This is a genomic window from Natrinema amylolyticum, assembly GCF_020515625.1.
GTDB classification, from domain to species: domain Archaea; phylum Halobacteriota; class Halobacteria; order Halobacteriales; family Natrialbaceae; genus Natrinema; species Natrinema amylolyticum.
Genome location: NZ_JAIWPJ010000001.1, coordinates 1,038,491 through 1,053,781 on the forward strand (window position 1 = coordinate 1,038,491; position 15,291 = coordinate 1,053,781).

Consider the following 15,291-nt stretch of genomic DNA (forward strand, 5'->3'; position numbering starts at 1 on the left):
TCGGCGACGTCGGTCCGTGGACGGGGAGCCTCTACAGCCACGAGTAGAGTCCTGCCTGCACTCACGAACGCGTCGCTCGCCGTCGGAGGTGTTCGCGAAAGAAGTAGTGGGTTGGAGCAGATTTGAACTGCCGGCTCCTCCACACCGTTCAAAGCGATTGTAACCGATTGGACTCCACCAACCAGTCCAACATGGCAAACATTGAAGAAACGCCGAGAGCGGTCGTAGAACAGTTTCAGAAGGAGCGAGAGCATGAAGTACGGGAAAGTACTCTCATCAATCAGAAGTACCACCTCCGTTCCTTTATCGAATGGACAGAGGAAACTGGACTCGAACAAATCGGGGCTCTGAATGGATTTATACTGAATCAATATAAGACATGGAGAAGAGAGAATTCAGAAATCAATGAACAGACGCTCTACAATAATCTAACCACATTACGTGCCTTACTCGGATGGTGTGAGCAACGAGAATTGGTAGAAGAAGGTCTGACTGAAAAGCTGGATATTCCTAAGCCAGAGAATCCGGTCAAAAATGAGACAATCGCACCCGAGCGAGCAAATCAGATTTTAGAGTACTATCATCGGTTCGAATATGCCTCTCGTGACCATGTCTTGTTCTATCTTCTCTATCACACGGGAATGAGAGTTGGTACTGTCCATGCGTTAGATGTGGGTGATTGGGAGTCAGAAGAAGGGTTACTACATATTCGACACCGTCCAGAGCAAGGTACACCGCTCAAGAACGGAAAAGATGGACAGCGAGCTGTGGCTATCTCCAAAGATGGTCTTATAACTGCTCTTTCAGACTATATCCGACACAACCGACTCGAGAAGGTAGATGAGAACGACCGGAAGCCCCTCTTTCCTACTAGACAGGGGAGGGCTTCGACACAAACACTTCGACTGTATGTAGAACATCTCAGCGAACCTTGCCAATATACTGGAGAATGCCCCCATGGGAAGGATTTAGAATCATGTGACGCACGCCGAAAAATGCGAGACTCATATGAGTGCCCATCGGCAGTAAGTCCTCACCCAATTCGGCGGAGTGCGATAACAGACCATCTGAATTCAGATGTACCAAAGGATGTGGTTTCTGACCGCATGAACGTAAGCCAGAAAGTGCTGGATAAGCACTATGATGCAAGGACAGAAGAAGAAAAAGCGAATACACGGAAGCAATACCTTGACAACATATGAAATGAAGGATTGGTAAGGAATAGTCATAAAACTACCAATTCAGTTCCTTTATCCGACGAGAAGGGAAATCGTTAATCTTGTAACCATATGTTCTCCCACCAATAATTATTATTGGTGATAACTTATATGGTTCTCTAATATCCTTTTGCGGAGGACTTATTTAAGAAGCGTCAGTCGCTCTCGCTCCCTCCGCTTCCCGTCGAATAAGTTGACTTAATGAAGGTTCTGCAAGTAAGGATTCTTCTTCATTGCTGCCTTCACTTATAAGAATGCAATAGGGTTTATATACCCCCTCTATCTTGCCACCGGTTTTCGAACGATCGATAATTCCTATCTCTGATACGGTCTCTATATGACTGCTGTTCTAATTTAGCATACTGGCGTTGTATCTCACTTTCACACAAATCAATACTCTCTGCTATATCTGAAAAGAGACTATCCTGATGTTCCTTTCTCTGATTATAGTGGTACGTGCGATTAGTATCATCTCTATGTACAGAAAGGGCACAGACGCAAAATGCTACAAGTTCAGCCTTGACACCACAGGTTTGGAGATCAATCTCCATGAACCATCGGTAGGATCTCTCACATTGCTTCTTTGTGAGATCTAACTGTGCCGATAGGGATTTAATCAAGTGGCTATTAAGTTGGTATGTGATGTATTCTTCATTATTCCATTTTAGATTCTGTATTCCTGAATTATAAGCGTCTAGATGTTTGTATTTCTCTGAATTGTAAGAGTTAGAATTTACATTAGATATGTCGTGAATGCGGGTAGCATTGTTAGTATCTGGTTTTGTTAGAGAATATTCCAATAATTCTATCAATTCAGTGTTGGTGAGCCATGGTCTATTTTGTTTCGCAGACCAATCACTAAAGGTCTGGACTTTTTCTTTTGGTCTTTGCGCATTAGAGGCCATTGTCATGATGCAAGAGGGAGAAATAGATGGCTCTCCAAAGTGGATCGCCTAACGCAAAATTCCCTCTCTTACAAAGAGAGGGTATCAACTTAACATCTTTGATATCTCTGGAGCCAGTGACAAAATCTGATTATTTTCTAGAGGGGTTACTTACACTCATACGTTTTCGAATTCGCTCAATGTTCCAACCCTCCACTGCCTTCTCGTCAAATGAAGGACACCTATACATATTATCATTAAATATATATTCCTAAGAACTTCAGAAATGGTATGGTCTCCGCAAAAAAGGCAGGAATTGCATTTTGGTTTAAGGCGTTTGGTATTAGTCTAGTTTTCTCTTTCCTTATTGGTCCACTCATCTCCTCTGGAAACTTTGTACTAGTGTATTTAACAAGTGCTGTGGCCGGCCTTTCCATTGTAATAATACTGTTTAGAGATATAGAGAAATTCACTAAAAAGCTCATTTCGGAGTCACGGGCTAAGGAACCAAGTCGGAAGACTGACTCGAATTGGAAAGGCGGTACAAATTCTGGAAATACTTCGGAAGACGGCTGGTACAAAGATGGAAGCCAAGAAGATGCAAAGGAAACATACGAAGAAGCCACTTCTGGAAATAAGAGCTAGTGCGATCGAAGTATAATGTGACCTATTGATAGAGTTGCCCTGTTTTTCCTGTACTGATAGAAGAGAGGTCTAAGACCATAGTATACCTAAGAAGGGAGATGCTGCCTGTTATGCCTACTCTTTTATTTTGCCCTCTTCTAGTATAGGGGAGTAAATATATATGGCTACAATCTAACTTCCTATTTGGATCTAATCGGTAGCACTCGCTGGGGATGGTTGCTTCCCGCAATGAATTGAGAGCAAAAACTCCGATCTCAGAGGGGAATCTTAGGAAAAAGTCCCCTCCGTAATGCGGTTCACACGACCGGAGGGAGTGTAGTGGGTTGGAGCAGATTTGAACTGCCGGCCTCCTCCATGTCAAGGAGGTGTCGTAACCAGACTAGACCACCAACCCTGGTTGCGCTTTCGTCCGTGGCGTCCGTCGCCACCTCGTCTGCAATCAATCGTTGCTCCCCACACCAATTGAAGGTTTCGAATCGGTTGCCGTACGCGAGTCTCCCCCACGCACCCGGTCGATACGCTTAAGTCGATGTACTGATTTGGTCATTACAAGACAACTACGTACATTGGTGTTCACTATGCAGGAATACGTCGAACGAGTCACGGACGGGGAGGATCTCACGCAATCGGACGCTCGAGCCGCCTCGACGGCCGTTTTCGAGGAGGCGACGGAGGCACAGATCGGCGCACTGCTGGCGGCACTGCGCGCGAAGGGAGAGACGGAAGCCGAGATCGCGGGCTTCGCGGAAGGGATGCGCGACGCGGCCCGAACGATCACGCCCGAGCGAGAGCCGCTGGTCGACACCTGCGGCACGGGCGGCGACGATTACGACACGATCAACGTCTCGACGACGAGCGCGATCGTCGCGGCCGGAGCCGGCGTCCCGGTCGCCAAGCACGGCAACTACTCGGTCTCCTCCTCGTCGGGCAGCGCGGACGTCTTAGAGGAGGTCGGCGTGAACGTCGAGGCCGAACCGCCAGCCGTCGAGGAGGCTATCGAGGACGACGGCATCGGCTTCATGCTCGCGCCGGTGTTCCATCCGGCGATGAAGGCCGTCATCGGGCCGCGCAAGGAACTGGGCATGCGGACGATTTTCAACGTGCTCGGCCCGCTGACCAACCCCGCCGGCGCGGACGCACAGGTCGTCGGCGTCTACGATCCCGATCTCGTGCCCGTGCTCGCGGACGCGCTGTCCCGGATGGACGTCGAGCGCGCGCTGGTCGTCCACGGCGCGGGGACCGACGAGATCGCTATCCACGGTGAGACGGTCGCCGCCGAAGTGACGGGTTCGGAGGTCGAGGAATACACCCTCGAGCCGGCCGATCTCGGGCTCAAGGAACACGACATCGAAGACATTTCCGGCGGCTCGCCCGAAGCGAACGCCGACGACATGCGCGGGATCGTCGAGGGGACGGTCACCGGCGCGAAGCGAGACGTCATCCTCGCGAACGCCGGCGCGGCGATCTACGTCGCCGGCGAGGCCGACTCGCTCGAGGCCGGAGCCGACGCGGCCCGGGAGGCGATCGAGTCCGGTGCGGCGGCCCGGAAACTCGAGCGACTCCGCGGCGCGACGCCGGAGCCGGTAGAGGAGGGACGATGACGCGCGTCAAGATCTGTGGACTGACCAGCGAAGTCGACCTCGAGGCAGCGATCGACGCGGGCGCGGACGCGGTCGGCATCATCTGTGACGTCTCGGTCGACACGCCGCGGGAGGTCTCGGTCGAACGGGCCGCGGCGCTCGCGGCGGCCACCCCGCCGTTCGTGACGAGCGTGCTCGTGACGATGCCCGCCGGCCCGAAGGAAGCGATCGAACTGGTCGAGGAGGTCGAACCCGACGCGATTCAGATCCACAGCGACATCCGGGTCGGCGACCTCGCCTATCTGCGCGCGAAACTCGAGACGGAACTCCTGCTCGCGGTCGACGCCGACGACGCGGCGACCGCCGAGACCTACGATGACGTCGTCGACGGCCTCATCGTCGACACGCCGGGCGAGGATGGGGGCGGTGGGACGGGACGGACCCACGACTGGGACCGGACGCGGCTGGCCGCCGTGGACCTCGACTCCCCGCTGATCCTCGCGGGCGGACTGACGCCCGACAACGTCGGCGATGCGGTCCGAACCGTCGAGCCGTTCGCCGTCGACGTGGCCAGCGGCGTCGAGAACGACGGCGGCGTCAAGGACGTCGACGCCGTCCGATCGTTCGTCGACCGAGCCAAGAACGCCCACAGACCGGCGGAGCCGTAACCGTGACCGGACACGACTCCGATTCGGTGCCGGCCGACCGGCCGGCGTTCGACATCGACCGGGAGACGTTCCGCGACCACGCGGGCACGAGCGAGGACCGGGCGGATCAGCCGGTCGTCGTCCACACCGTCGCGACGCTCGAGGTCGAGACGACACCGCTGTCCGCCTACGCCGCGCTCACCGGCCGCTCCGAGGCGATCGATCGCGAGCGCTCGCCGTACGCGTTCCTGCTCGAGAGCGCGGAGAAGACCGCCTCGAGCGATCCGGACGGGGCCTTCCGGCCGAGCGCTGCGGACGCCGAACGGCACGCGCGCTACTCCTACGTCGGGTACGATCCCGAGGCCGTCGTGACGGTCGAATCCGGCGAGGCCACCGTCGAGGCGCTGTCCGACGACGCGCCGCTCGACTCGATTCGGACCGACGCCGAGGGCGACACCGTCGACGCGCTCCGGGCCGCGATGCCGGACGTGCGCCTCGAGAACGCGCCGGACCACGACCGTCAGCATCTCGAGGGCGGATTGGTCGGCTTTCTGGCCTACGACGCCGTCTACGATCTCTGGCTCGAGGAGGTCGGCTGCGAGCGGCCGGACTCGCGGTTCCCGGACGCGCAGTTCCTCCTGACGACGAAGACGCTGGCGTTCGACGAGCGCGATGGCACGGTCTCGCTGGTCTGTACGCCGGTCCTCGAGGCCGACGACGACCCCGACGCGGTGTACGACGCGCTGCAGGCGGAGGCCGCCGAGGTCGCGGCGACGCTACGCGAGGCTGATCGACCCGAGACGGGCGGATTCGTCCGCGAGGACGAGGTTGCGGGTCCCAGAGACGAGTACGAGGAGAGCGTTCGGCGGGCCAAAGAGCACGTCCTCGACGGCGACATCTACCAGGGCGTCATCTCGCGGACGCGAGAGCTCTACGGCGACGTCGACCCCATGGGCTTCTACGAGGCGATGCGCGAGGTGAACCCGTCGCCGTACATGTATCTGCTCGACCACGACGACCTGACCGTCGTCGGGGCCAGCCCCGAGACCCTGATCTCTGTCCGCGGGCGCGAAGTCATGTCGAATCCGATCGCCGGCACCTGCGACCGGGGCTCGAGCCCCGTCGAGGACCGCCGACTGGCGGGCGAGATGCTGGCCGACGGCAAGGAACGCGCCGAGCACACGATGCTGGTCGATCTCGCGCGCAACGACGTGCGCCGCGTCTCCGAGCCGGGCTCGGTCCGCGTCGACGAGTTCATGAACGTCCTCAAGTACAGCCACGTCCAGCACATCGAGTCGACCGTGACGGGAACGTTGGCGGCCGACTCGGACGGGTTCGACGCGACTCGTGCCTCGTTCCCCGCCGGGACCCTCTCGGGAGCCCCGAAGATCCGGGCGATGGAGATCATCGACGACCTCGAGTCGAAACCTCGCGGCCTCTACGGCGGCGGCGTCGGTTACTACTCGTGGACGGGCGATACGGACTTCGCGATCGTCATTCGTACAGCGACCGTCGAAGAGGGCGCGGCGCCACGCGCCGCGGATGAGCGAGCGGGGAGGGACGACCCGCGAGACGAGGGCGACCGGGATCGAATCACGGTCCAGGCCGGCGCGGGGCTGGTCGCCGACAGCAATCCCACCGCCGAGTACGAAGAGACCGAGCAGAAGATGGGCGGCGTCCTCGCCGCGCTCGAGGAGATCGAGCTCCCGGCCGGCGAGGCCGGTTCGGACGCGGACCGCGAAGCGACGCCGGAGGTGGGGCAATGAGCCCGGCCGCGACTGACGAGGCGGCTGCGACCACCGACGGAGATGCGGACCCGATCACGGTCCTCTTCGTCGACAACTACGATTCGTTCACCTACAACCTCGTCGAGTACGTCAGCCAGCAGGCCGGCACCGAGACCGAGGTGCTAAAGAACACCGCCTCGCTCGCGGACGTCCGCGCCGTCGACCCCGACGCGATCATCGTCAGTCCCGGCCCCGGCCACCCGAAGAACGACCGCGACGTCGGCGTCACGATGGACGTGCTCCGGGAACTCTCGCCCGAAATACCGACGCTCGGCGTCTGTCTCGGCCTCGAGGCCGCCGTCTACGAGTACGGCGGAACCGTCGGCCGCGCGCCGGACCCAATCCATGGCAAGGCCTCCGCCGTCGACCACGACGGCGAGGGCGTTTTCGAGGGCCTCGAGCAGGGCTTTCGAGCGGGTCGCTATCATTCGCTCGTCGCGACGGAAGTGCCGGACTGTCTCGAGGTGTCGGCGACCGCGGAACACGGCAGCGCGGAACACGGGTCCGCCGACTCTGCGGCGGAACCGCAGGACGAGGAAACGCTCGTTATGGGCGTCCGCCACGAGGAGTATCCCCTCGAGTGCGTGCAGTTCCACCCCGAGAGCGTGCTCACGGCGGCGGGTCACGACGTGATCGAGAACTTCCTCTCGAACGTCTAGACGCGAATCGAGCCGCGGCGCTCTGGAGACGGATCGAGTCGAAAACGGATAGCGTTCTCGTAGCGGGGCGATTCGTCACTGGTATCGTCAGTTGTCCGAAGCCGTCTCAGACGCCGGGGAGCAACTCGAGTTGCCCGACCGCGTAGAGGGCCGCGAGGACGACTGCGGCGACGATGCCGACTCGGACGGCCAGTTTGATCGCGATTCGGAGCGCGATGACGGCGACCGCGAAGGCGGCGAGGACGGCCAACACCAGTAGGATCGGTGGTGCCGACGTCAGTGCATCGATCATACGCTATTTCCCACGCCCCAGGGACGTAATCTTTCTGGATAGCGTGACTAACTCGTGACGACGACTGACTCACAGAGACACATTTTCAAAAGAGAAAATCACGGGACTGCGACGCCATCTCGTCGGTTACAGTCACTTTCAGTCCGGTCTGAAAATCGTTAAGGCGGTCCGCAACGTAGGTATCGTTGACCACACAGGCGGCCGTTTCGGCGGTCGCGGCAGACTGAATCACGACAGGTTACAGAGACATCTCTGAAACTGAAGTTGTATTACTACAAGAAAAGTAGGACAACAACACCACGTTTTATGAGGGATGCATGAATACCGAACCTTCGTCACGAATGATGAGAGCAAGGAGCCCGACCCACGCCAGAATCGACACGCGGCGGCGGTATAGCGACGAGGTGACCCGCGCATGAGCGACGCCGAACTCTCCGCGGCGGATCTCACCCTCCCGATCAAGCGCACCGACGGGGACACCCTCGAGGAGCGATTGACCGACAACGCCTACAACAACATCCTCCCGGCTCGCTATCTCCGAAAGGACGCCAACGGTGACCTGATCGAGAGTCAGGAGGACCTCTTCGACCGCGTCGGTAAGAACATCGCCCTCGCGGAAGCGGTCTACGAGGCCAAAAAGCAAGACCGCGAGATCACGGTCACGCCCGACCAGCTGAAGCCCGACCACCCGCGCCGAGACGAACTCGCCGAGGACGTCTTTGGCGAGGGTGTCACAGCCGACGACGACGTCGAAGCAGTACTCACCGAGCGCAACGTCAACAAGTTCGCCTACGATACGATCGTCCCCGAACTCCCCGACGAGGTACGCGACCACGTCGAGGACGTCGCCGAGACCTTTACCGACGGGATGGAGTCGCTCTCCTTTATGCCGAACTCGCCGACGCTGATGAACGCGGGCGACGAACTCCAGCAGCTCTCTGCCTGTTTCGTCATGTCGCCCGACGACGACCTCTCGGATATTCACGAGACCGCCAAGAAGGCGGCAGAAGTCTTCCAGTCCGGCGGCGGCGTCGGCTACGGCTTCTGGCAGCTGCGTCCCTACGGTGACTCGGTCGGCTCGACCGGCGGCATCGCCTCCGGCCCGATCACCTTCATGCGGACCTACGACCAGCTCTGTGAGACGATCGCTCAGGGCGGGACCCGCCGCGGTGCCCAGATGGGCATCATGCGCGTCTCCCATCCCGACGTCATCGAGTTCATCCACGCCAAGAACAAGGACGTCTCGCTCGCGCACACGCTGCGACTGAACGACCCCGACGACTACACCTACACCACCTTCTCGGAAGCCCTCGAGGAGGCCCGCGACCTGATCGACGAGGACGGGCGCGTGCCCAAACACCTGCGAAACGCCGTCGAGGGCCACCTCTCGAACTTCAACATCTCCGTCGGCGTCACCGACGACTTCATGGAGGCCGTCCAGAACGGCGAGGAGTACACCTTCACCAACCCGCGCACGGAAGAGCCTCACATCGCCACCGAGGAGACCAAGGAGATGTACAGCCGGTACGATCTCGGCGAGCACGTCGAGGTCGGCGAACCGCTTTCGGTCCCCGCGGAACTCGTCTGGGAGCGCATCGTACAGGGCGCCCATGAGAACGGCGAACCGGGTGTCATCTACCTCGAGCGAGTCAACAAGGAACACTCCTTCGACGTCGAGAAGGAAGACGACCACCGGATGCTCGCGACGAACCCCTGTGGCGAGCAGCCCCTCGAGGAGTACGAGGCCTGTAACCTCGGTCACATCAACCTCTCGACGCTGGCGGATCTCGACGCCCCCGACTGGCGCGTCTGGTCCGACGAGCACGGCGACGAGTACGACTCACAGGAAGCGGCCGTTTCGGCCTTCCTCGAGGAGGCCATCGACTTCGAGGAGTTCGACGAGCGCATCGAGTACGGCACGCGTTTCCTCGAGAACGTCGTCACGATGTCGGACTTCCCGGTCGAAGAGATCGAGGAGAAGGTCCGAGACATGCGCAAGATCGGTCTCGGCGTCATGGGTCTCGCACAGCTGTACGTCCAGCTCGGAATCAAGTACGGCAGCGACGAAGGGAACGAAGTCGCCAGTCAGCTGATGACCCACATCAACCACGGCGCGAAGGCCAAGAGCCACGAACTGGCCGAAGAGCGCGGGTCGTTCAACGACTGGGACGAGTCCAAGTACGCGAACCCGACCGAGTACCGCGAGTGGTTCGAGCGTCAGACCGGCGAGAGCGCGGACGACTGGGAGGACGGCTTCCCCATCCGTAACCACAACGTCACGACCATCGCCCCGACCGGGACGACCTCGATGGTCGGCAACACGACGGGCGGCTGTGAGCCGATCTACAACGTCGCCTACTACAAGAACGTCACCGACGACGTCCAGGGCGACGAGATGTTGGTCGAATTCGACGACTACTTCCTCCGCGTCTTAGAGGACAACGACATCGACGTCGACGCCGTCAAGGAAGAGGCCCAAGAGCAGATGGCGACGAACCAGTTCGACGGCGTCGAAGGCCTCTCGACCGTGCCGGACGCGATCGGCGAACTGTTCGTCATCACCAGCGACCTCACCGCGAAACAGCACGCCGCAGTGCAGTGTGCCTGCCAGAACGGCGTCGACTCCGCCATCTCGAAGACGGTCAACGCGCCGAACGACTCCACACTCGAGGACGCCAAGGAGGTCTTCGAGTGGGTCTACGAGAACGGCGGCAAGGGCGTCACCTACTACCGCGACGGCACCCGCAGCAAGCAGGTGCTGACCACGCGGGCAGACAACGCCGACTTCGCCGACGAGACCGAGGCCGCTCAGGCCTTAGTCGAACAGATCGACGAGATCTTCGGCGGGCTCGAGGCCTTCCTCGAGAGCGAGGAAGTCCGTGATGTCCTCGAGGAGGACGTCGGCTCGCTGGTCGACGACGACGACCGTCAGCCGGTCGAGATCGACTTCACCGAGAAGCGCGAGCGACCCGACGCGCTACAGGGCGTCAGCCAGCGCATCGACACCGGCTACGGGAAAATCTACGTGACGATCAACGAGGATCCCGAGACCGGCCAGCCGTTCGAACTGTTCGCGAACATCGGCCACTCCGGCGGCTTCACGAACTCCTTCACCGAGGCGCTGGCGAAGGTCATCTCGACCTCGCTGCGCTCCGGCGTCGACCCCGAGGAGATCGTCGACGAACTCTGTGGCACGCGCAGTCCGAAGGTCGCCTGGGACAAGGGCGAACAGATCCAGTCCATCCCGGACGCCATCGGCACCGCGATGCGCCGATACCTCGACGGCGAGATCGACAAGCCGTACCCGAAACAGCAGACGCTCGAGGAGTCGGCCGACGCCGAGATCGCCGACTACGACGGTCCCAAGACCGACGGCGGCGCGGCCGCCGCGCAGGGCGATTCGGCCGCGGATGACGACGACACGACTCAGGACCTCATCGACGCCGGCGAGTCGCCGGAGTGTCCCGACTGCGGCTCGATGACGCTGTACTTCTCCGAAGGCTGCAAGACGTGCGAATCCTGTGGCTGGAGCGAGTGCTGAGCGCTGACTGAGGCCGTTTCGGCGACGTCTTTCTGCATCCGGTTCTCCTCTCCCCTCTCGTTTCGCGCTCGCCGAACACCGGAAACACTACACTTAGCATCGGCCGGCGAGAACGCTATCGTATGACTGTCGACGGCGAGACGGAGTCGGACGGTGGTGTCGATACGGACGGCTCGAGCGATCGGACCGCCACCGGCCCGCGCTGTCCACACTGCGACGCGGCGATGTACAAGCGCCACTGCAAGTACGTCTGTCCCCAGCACGGGGTCATCATCGATTGCAGCGATCCCTTCCGCTGAGCGCCGTCTCTCGAGTCTCTCGAACGAGAGAGAGGCCGTCGCGGACGACTTTGGTCGAGGAGTTACTGATCTGAGGAGTCGCTCGCCGGGGATTCCGACGACGAGTGATCGGCATCGGAGTTCACCTCACGGTCCGCTTCCGAATTCCATCCTTGCGACTGCGGGACCCGTCAGTGACGCCGTTAGCTGTCCGTTGATCGGCTCGCACTGTCCGCGCCGTCCGTCCGCGTTCGGCTCCCCGTCCGAATCCTGTGGTAGGCGGGTCCGGCGAGGAGGAGAACGGCGGCGACGCCACAGGCCAGCGACAGCGCCACACCGACGCCCTCGAGCCCGCTCGCGGTGATCGTCGCCGCCGAGGCACCGACGACGACCGCGGCGACCGTCCACGGGAGTTCGCCGATCACCGTTCCGATCACCAGTCGGCGAGCCTCGATGCCGCTGACCGCGGCGGCACACGTCGCGACGTCCGAGGGAATCGGTGCCAGTCGCGAGGCGATGACGCCGCGGAGCGGGCCCGCCGTCTCGTAGTAGCGCGCGACGGTCTCGCCGGCCCGCTCGAGGAGACCGCTGTCGGAGTCTTCACTGGATACGCCGGCGGTTCGAGGGTCGGCGTCTCGAGTCGCCTCGGCGTTATCGGTAGCCAGCCAGCGCGCCGCGACGAAGACGGGAAGCACGGTCACGACGACGCCGGCGAGTGCGACGGGGATACCGACGGCGACGCCGTAGCCGTAGCCGACGACGACCGCGAGCGGCGTCGTCGGCCATGCGAGGAGGGGGCGCACGAGGTAGAGGCCGGCAACGAGGAGGCCGAACAGGAACGGATCCGCGGCGACGGCGTCGACGGTCCCGACGATCGCCGACGGCGAGACGAGCACGCCCGCGGCGACCGCGCCGCTGGCCACGGCTACACCTGCGAGCGCGCGCGTTCGAACCGACCACATCGACATCGGTCGACCATTTCGCTCGAGTACTGAAACCTTTGTGTCTCTCGCGGGTCGCGAGGGGATTTCTGGTGTGGAGAGCCCTACGAGCCGGTGCAGATCGAGCGCCGGCGGGACGAGTGGCTCGAGTGGCCGTCACTCGCGGGCCCCGTTCCCGTGGGATCTGGCCGCAGTCGCCGACCTAAAGGAAAGGGCTTTTATAATCACACTGGATACGAATGAGTGCAGACAGAGACCGCGAGCGTGGGTAGCCAAGCCAGGCCAACGGCGCAGCGTTGAGGGCGCTGTCCCGTAGGGGTCCGCCGGTTCGAATCCGGTCCCACGCATCGCATAGGTGGAACACTCCACCACAAACCGATGCAGGTGATCTCCCTCCGAGGACATCACCCACGCATAATTCCTTCCGACGCTACACCGACGAGCGATAGCTTCGGTTATCACGACGGTTACTACTCGAGGATTAGGGTACCGTCGAGCCGAATCACTCGGCGGGGAATAGATCACGTCAAGTGATGAATACTTTTAGCAATGATGGACGAGTATTCGAATATGAGCTGGCAACTGCTGTTCAGTTACACGACTCTCGTCGGGCTGTTGTTCCTCGTCGCCGTTGTGGCCGCATCGTACGCGGGAACGACGATCGCACTGAAGCGGTTTTTCGGATCGGGAACCCGGAAACCCGCAGATAACGACCCTCGATAACTGTTCGAGCCGCGTTAGCGGACCGGCGAGCGGGTCGCCCACCGGAGAGAGCAACCACTTTCCCGTTGCACTCGAACGTCCACACATGGAATACGTCCCTCGAGAGCGCGTGCGCCTCCTCACCGGCGTGTTGAGCGTCGTGTCGCTGGCGGTCGTCTTCGCGGCCGCGGGCGGACGAATTCCGTCCTCGAGCGTGCCGGCTGCCCCGGAGTGGGTCCTCGAGACGATCCCGCTCGTCAACGCCGTGCTCAGCGCCACCGCGATCGGCACGATCGCGGTCGGCTGGCGGGCGATCCGTCGCGGGCGAATCGAGCGCCATCGCGTCGCGATGATCGCCTCGTTCGGGCTGTTCGTGGCCTTCCTCGCGCTCTATCTCTACCGACTAACCGTGACCGGCGGGCCCCAGCCGTTCCCCGGCCCAGATCAGGTCTACCAGTTCGTCTATCTGCCGCTGCTGGCGATTCACATCTTCCTCGCGATCGTCTGCATCCCCCTGCTCTACTACGTGCTCTTGCTCGCGCTCTCCCGTCCGATCGCGGAGCTTCCGGACACGAGTCACGCCCGCATCGGCCGCGTCGCGGCGACGCTGTGGCTGATCTCCTTTTCGCTCGGGATCGTCGTGTTCGTCCTCCTGCACGTCGTCTACTGACTCGAGTCACCGGAAAACCGGACGTCGGCCCGTTTCGGACTCTGTCGGAATAGTTCAGTCGAGAATGTCACCGATACGGCGGGGCTCGCCCTGCAGGTTCGGCTGTTCGGCGACGATCTGCAGCACTTCGTGGTCGGTCACGTCGTAGTAGGACTTCTCGGTCGCTTCCTCGATGAGCTCCTGCTCGAGACGGAACTCGGTGCCTTCGTAGACGACGTCGACTCCCTTGTCGTCGAATGCGAGTGTAGTCATGGCCGAACGTACGGGGTGGGGTAGTAAAAGCGAGGCGACTGTGATCGACGGCTGAAACGATACGAGGCCGAGAACAGCGGACGGGCGTCAGACGCACGACTGACGACGCGCGAGCTTTATTAGGTGGTACTCCCTTTGGGCCCGAGTGTGGCCTTCAGCAGGGATCCGCTCGACGAACTCGTCGTTCCCGACGGCACGGAAACGCAGGAGCGCGACCTCGTTACCGACGGGGATATCCTCGTCGGCGGGCGCTCGAGCATCGAGTTCGGCGTCCGCGGCGGGAACGTGCTCGCCGGCGAATCGGCCGAGTTCGGCGGGGCGATCGAGGCCGGCGGCGACTGCCGGCTCGACATGTGGTGTGACGTGGCCGAGAACGTCCTCGTCGGCGAGGACGCCTACATCGGCGAGCGCGTCCACATCGGCGGCCGACTGAAAGTCGCCGGCGATCTCGACATCGGCGACGACGTGGAGATCGAGGACGGGTTCGAAGCCAACGGCTGGATCGTCATCCGGAACCCGATGCCGACGATCGTCTTCCTGTTCGTCTACCTCAAACACCTCCTCCTGCTCGGCGAGGAAGACGCCGCCCAGCGGCTCATCTCCGAAATGGTCGACGACGAGGGGGACGGTGAACCCGACGCGGAACCGCTCGTCGTCCCTCGGAACGCGACCGTCGGCGACGACGCCTGGCGCGTCTCGACGCCCGCGACGATCGGTGACGACTGCCGACTCCACGGCAACGTCCGCGCCGAGACGATCGATATCGGCAACGATACCACGATCTTCGGCAGCCTCCGTGCCCGCGGCGACATCACCGTCGGTGCGGGGACCAAGATCCACGGCGATCTGACCACCCGCGACGGCGACGTCACGATCGGAGCGGATGCCCGCATCCTCGGCGACGTTTCCTCGGCCGACCTGGAACTCGGTCCGGACGCCGAGGTCGACGGGACGATCCGCGCCGACGGCGAGATCACGATGGGCACGACCGAGCGCGACCCCGAGTAATTACCCCTTCTCCGCCGCTCGAGTTCGTTTCCCCGATAGCCGCCGGTCCACGATGACCCTGCTAGCAGCGCCTCTGGCGGACGCTATCGCGCGAACTGAACGGCGAATCCTGCTCTCCAGCGACCGCTCGGCGCGGGTAGCGGTTTCTCTCGGCGATACGGACCCCTATTCTTAATACTGAGACTTAC

Annotated in this window: 14 protein-coding genes and 2 tRNA genes; 12 read left to right on the forward strand and 4 right to left on the reverse strand. The window is 61.2% G+C overall.

What is annotated here, in order from left to right:
* Positions 1–191 precede the first annotated feature (191 nt).
* Together LDH66_RS05045 and LDH66_RS05050 are read left to right on the forward strand one after the other, a co-directional pair.
* Complete coding sequence (locus tag LDH66_RS05045) at positions 192–1,202, forward strand: tyrosine-type recombinase/integrase (RefSeq protein WP_226479977.1); 1,011 nt, start codon at positions 192–194, stop codon at positions 1,200–1,202.
* Positions 1,203–2,392: 1,190 nt separating this feature from the next.
* A complete protein-coding gene (locus LDH66_RS05050; RefSeq protein ID WP_226479978.1) occupies positions 2,393–2,746 on the forward strand; it encodes a hypothetical protein in 354 nt (117 codons plus the stop codon).
* A gap of 319 nt (positions 2,747–3,065) precedes the next feature.
* On the opposite strand, the gene LDH66_RS05055 is transcribed toward LDH66_RS05050, so the two are convergent.
* A tRNA-Val gene (locus LDH66_RS05055) sits at positions 3,066–3,140 on the reverse strand.
* A gap of 184 nt (positions 3,141–3,324) precedes the next feature.
* Here LDH66_RS05055 and trpD point away from each other — a divergent pair.
* From trpD to trpG, 4 genes are read left to right on the forward strand one after another with little or no spacing between them, the layout of a single operon-like run.
* Positions 3,325–4,347 (forward strand): anthranilate phosphoribosyltransferase, encoded by a 1,023-nt coding sequence (trpD, locus tag LDH66_RS05060; RefSeq protein WP_226479979.1) that lies wholly within the window; start codon positions 3,325–3,327, stop codon positions 4,345–4,347.
* On the forward strand, positions 4,344–4,994 hold the full coding sequence (locus LDH66_RS05065) for a phosphoribosylanthranilate isomerase (protein WP_226479980.1): 651 nt from the start codon (positions 4,344–4,346) through the stop codon (positions 4,992–4,994). Before trpD ends, LDH66_RS05065 begins: the two co-directional genes overlap by 4 nt.
* A 2-nt stretch (positions 4,995–4,996) precedes the next feature.
* On the forward strand, positions 4,997–6,739 hold the full coding sequence (gene trpE, locus LDH66_RS05070; RefSeq protein WP_226479981.1) for an anthranilate synthase component I: 1,743 nt from the start codon (positions 4,997–4,999) through the stop codon (positions 6,737–6,739).
* The gene (gene trpG, locus LDH66_RS05075; RefSeq protein WP_226479982.1) at positions 6,736–7,419 is read left to right on the forward strand and encodes an anthranilate synthase component II; all 684 of its coding nucleotides are present in this window, start codon (positions 6,736–6,738) and stop codon (positions 7,417–7,419) included. Before trpE ends, trpG begins: the two co-directional genes overlap by 4 nt.
* A gap of 106 nt (positions 7,420–7,525) precedes the next feature.
* Here the strand turns inward: trpG and LDH66_RS05080 are convergent, their stop codons facing one another.
* Positions 7,526–7,711, reverse strand: coding sequence for a DUF8029 family protein (locus tag LDH66_RS05080; protein WP_226479983.1), 186 nt, complete (start codon positions 7,709–7,711; stop codon positions 7,526–7,528).
* A gap of 415 nt (positions 7,712–8,126) precedes the next feature.
* Here LDH66_RS05080 and LDH66_RS05085 point away from each other — a divergent pair, with 415 nt between their 5' ends.
* Both LDH66_RS05085 and LDH66_RS05090 read left to right on the forward strand, forming a co-directional pair.
* Positions 8,127–11,252: an adenosylcobalamin-dependent ribonucleoside-diphosphate reductase gene (locus LDH66_RS05085; RefSeq protein WP_226479984.1), complete on the forward strand. Its 3,126-nt coding sequence runs from the start codon at positions 8,127–8,129 to the stop codon at positions 11,250–11,252.
* Between the two features lie 122 nt (positions 11,253–11,374).
* The gene (locus LDH66_RS05090; protein ID WP_226479985.1) at positions 11,375–11,551 is read left to right on the forward strand and encodes an HVO_2523 family zinc finger protein; all 177 of its coding nucleotides are present in this window, start codon (positions 11,375–11,377) and stop codon (positions 11,549–11,551) included.
* Positions 11,552–11,733: 182 nt separating this feature from the next.
* On the opposite strand, the gene LDH66_RS05095 is transcribed toward LDH66_RS05090, so the two are convergent.
* On the reverse strand, positions 11,734–12,498 hold the full coding sequence (locus LDH66_RS05095; protein ID WP_226479986.1) for a TVP38/TMEM64 family protein: 765 nt from the start codon (positions 12,496–12,498) through the stop codon (positions 11,734–11,736).
* Positions 12,499–12,733: 235 nt separating this feature from the next.
* On the opposite strand from LDH66_RS05095, the gene LDH66_RS05100 reads away from it, so the two are divergent.
* From LDH66_RS05100 to LDH66_RS05110, 3 genes are all read left to right on the forward strand, one after another.
* A tRNA-Leu gene (locus LDH66_RS05100) sits at positions 12,734–12,818 on the forward strand.
* Between the two features lie 223 nt (positions 12,819–13,041).
* On the forward strand, positions 13,042–13,194 hold the full coding sequence (locus LDH66_RS05105; RefSeq protein WP_226479987.1) for a hypothetical protein: 153 nt from the start codon (positions 13,042–13,044) through the stop codon (positions 13,192–13,194).
* Between the two features lie 85 nt (positions 13,195–13,279).
* Positions 13,280–13,843: a DUF420 domain-containing protein gene (locus tag LDH66_RS05110; protein ID WP_226479988.1), complete on the forward strand. Its 564-nt coding sequence runs from the start codon at positions 13,280–13,282 to the stop codon at positions 13,841–13,843.
* 54 nt (positions 13,844–13,897) lie between these two features.
* On the opposite strand, the gene LDH66_RS05115 is transcribed toward LDH66_RS05110, so the two are convergent.
* Positions 13,898–14,095, reverse strand: coding sequence for a DUF5800 family protein (locus LDH66_RS05115; protein WP_006431251.1), 198 nt, complete (start codon positions 14,093–14,095; stop codon positions 13,898–13,900).
* Positions 14,096–14,242: 147 nt separating this feature from the next.
* Here LDH66_RS05115 and LDH66_RS05120 point away from each other — a divergent pair, with 147 nt between their 5' ends.
* On the forward strand, positions 14,243–15,103 hold the full coding sequence (locus tag LDH66_RS05120) for a polymer-forming cytoskeletal protein (RefSeq protein WP_226479989.1): 861 nt from the start codon (positions 14,243–14,245) through the stop codon (positions 15,101–15,103).
* Positions 15,104–15,291: the final 188 nt, after the last annotated feature.

Bases quoted from the DNA above. Each gene is read 5' to 3' on its own strand.
- LDH66_RS05045 (WP_226479977.1), top strand. From the start codon at position 192: ATGGCAAACATTGAAGAAACGCCGAGAGCGGTCGTAGAACAGTTTCAG.
- LDH66_RS05050 (WP_226479978.1), top strand. From the start codon at position 2,393: ATGGTCTCCGCAAAAAAGGCAGGAATTGCATTTTGGTTTAAGGCGTTT.
- trpD (WP_226479979.1), top strand. From the start codon at position 3,325: ATGCAGGAATACGTCGAACGAGTCACGGACGGGGAGGATCTCACGCAA.
- LDH66_RS05065 (WP_226479980.1), top strand. From the start codon at position 4,344: ATGACGCGCGTCAAGATCTGTGGACTGACCAGCGAAGTCGACCTCGAG.
- trpG (WP_226479982.1), top strand. From the start codon at position 6,736: ATGAGCCCGGCCGCGACTGACGAGGCGGCTGCGACCACCGACGGAGAT.
- LDH66_RS05080 (WP_226479983.1), bottom strand. From the start codon at position 7,711: ATGATCGATGCACTGACGTCGGCACCACCGATCCTACTGGTGTTGGCC.
- LDH66_RS05085 (WP_226479984.1), top strand. From the start codon at position 8,127: ATGAGCGACGCCGAACTCTCCGCGGCGGATCTCACCCTCCCGATCAAG.
- LDH66_RS05090 (WP_226479985.1), top strand. From the start codon at position 11,375: ATGACTGTCGACGGCGAGACGGAGTCGGACGGTGGTGTCGATACGGAC.
- LDH66_RS05095 (WP_226479986.1), bottom strand. From the start codon at position 12,498: ATGTCGATGTGGTCGGTTCGAACGCGCGCGCTCGCAGGTGTAGCCGTG.
- LDH66_RS05105 (WP_226479987.1), top strand. From the start codon at position 13,042: ATGAGCTGGCAACTGCTGTTCAGTTACACGACTCTCGTCGGGCTGTTG.
- LDH66_RS05110 (WP_226479988.1), top strand. From the start codon at position 13,280: ATGGAATACGTCCCTCGAGAGCGCGTGCGCCTCCTCACCGGCGTGTTG.
- LDH66_RS05115 (WP_006431251.1), bottom strand. From the start codon at position 14,095: ATGACTACACTCGCATTCGACGACAAGGGAGTCGACGTCGTCTACGAA.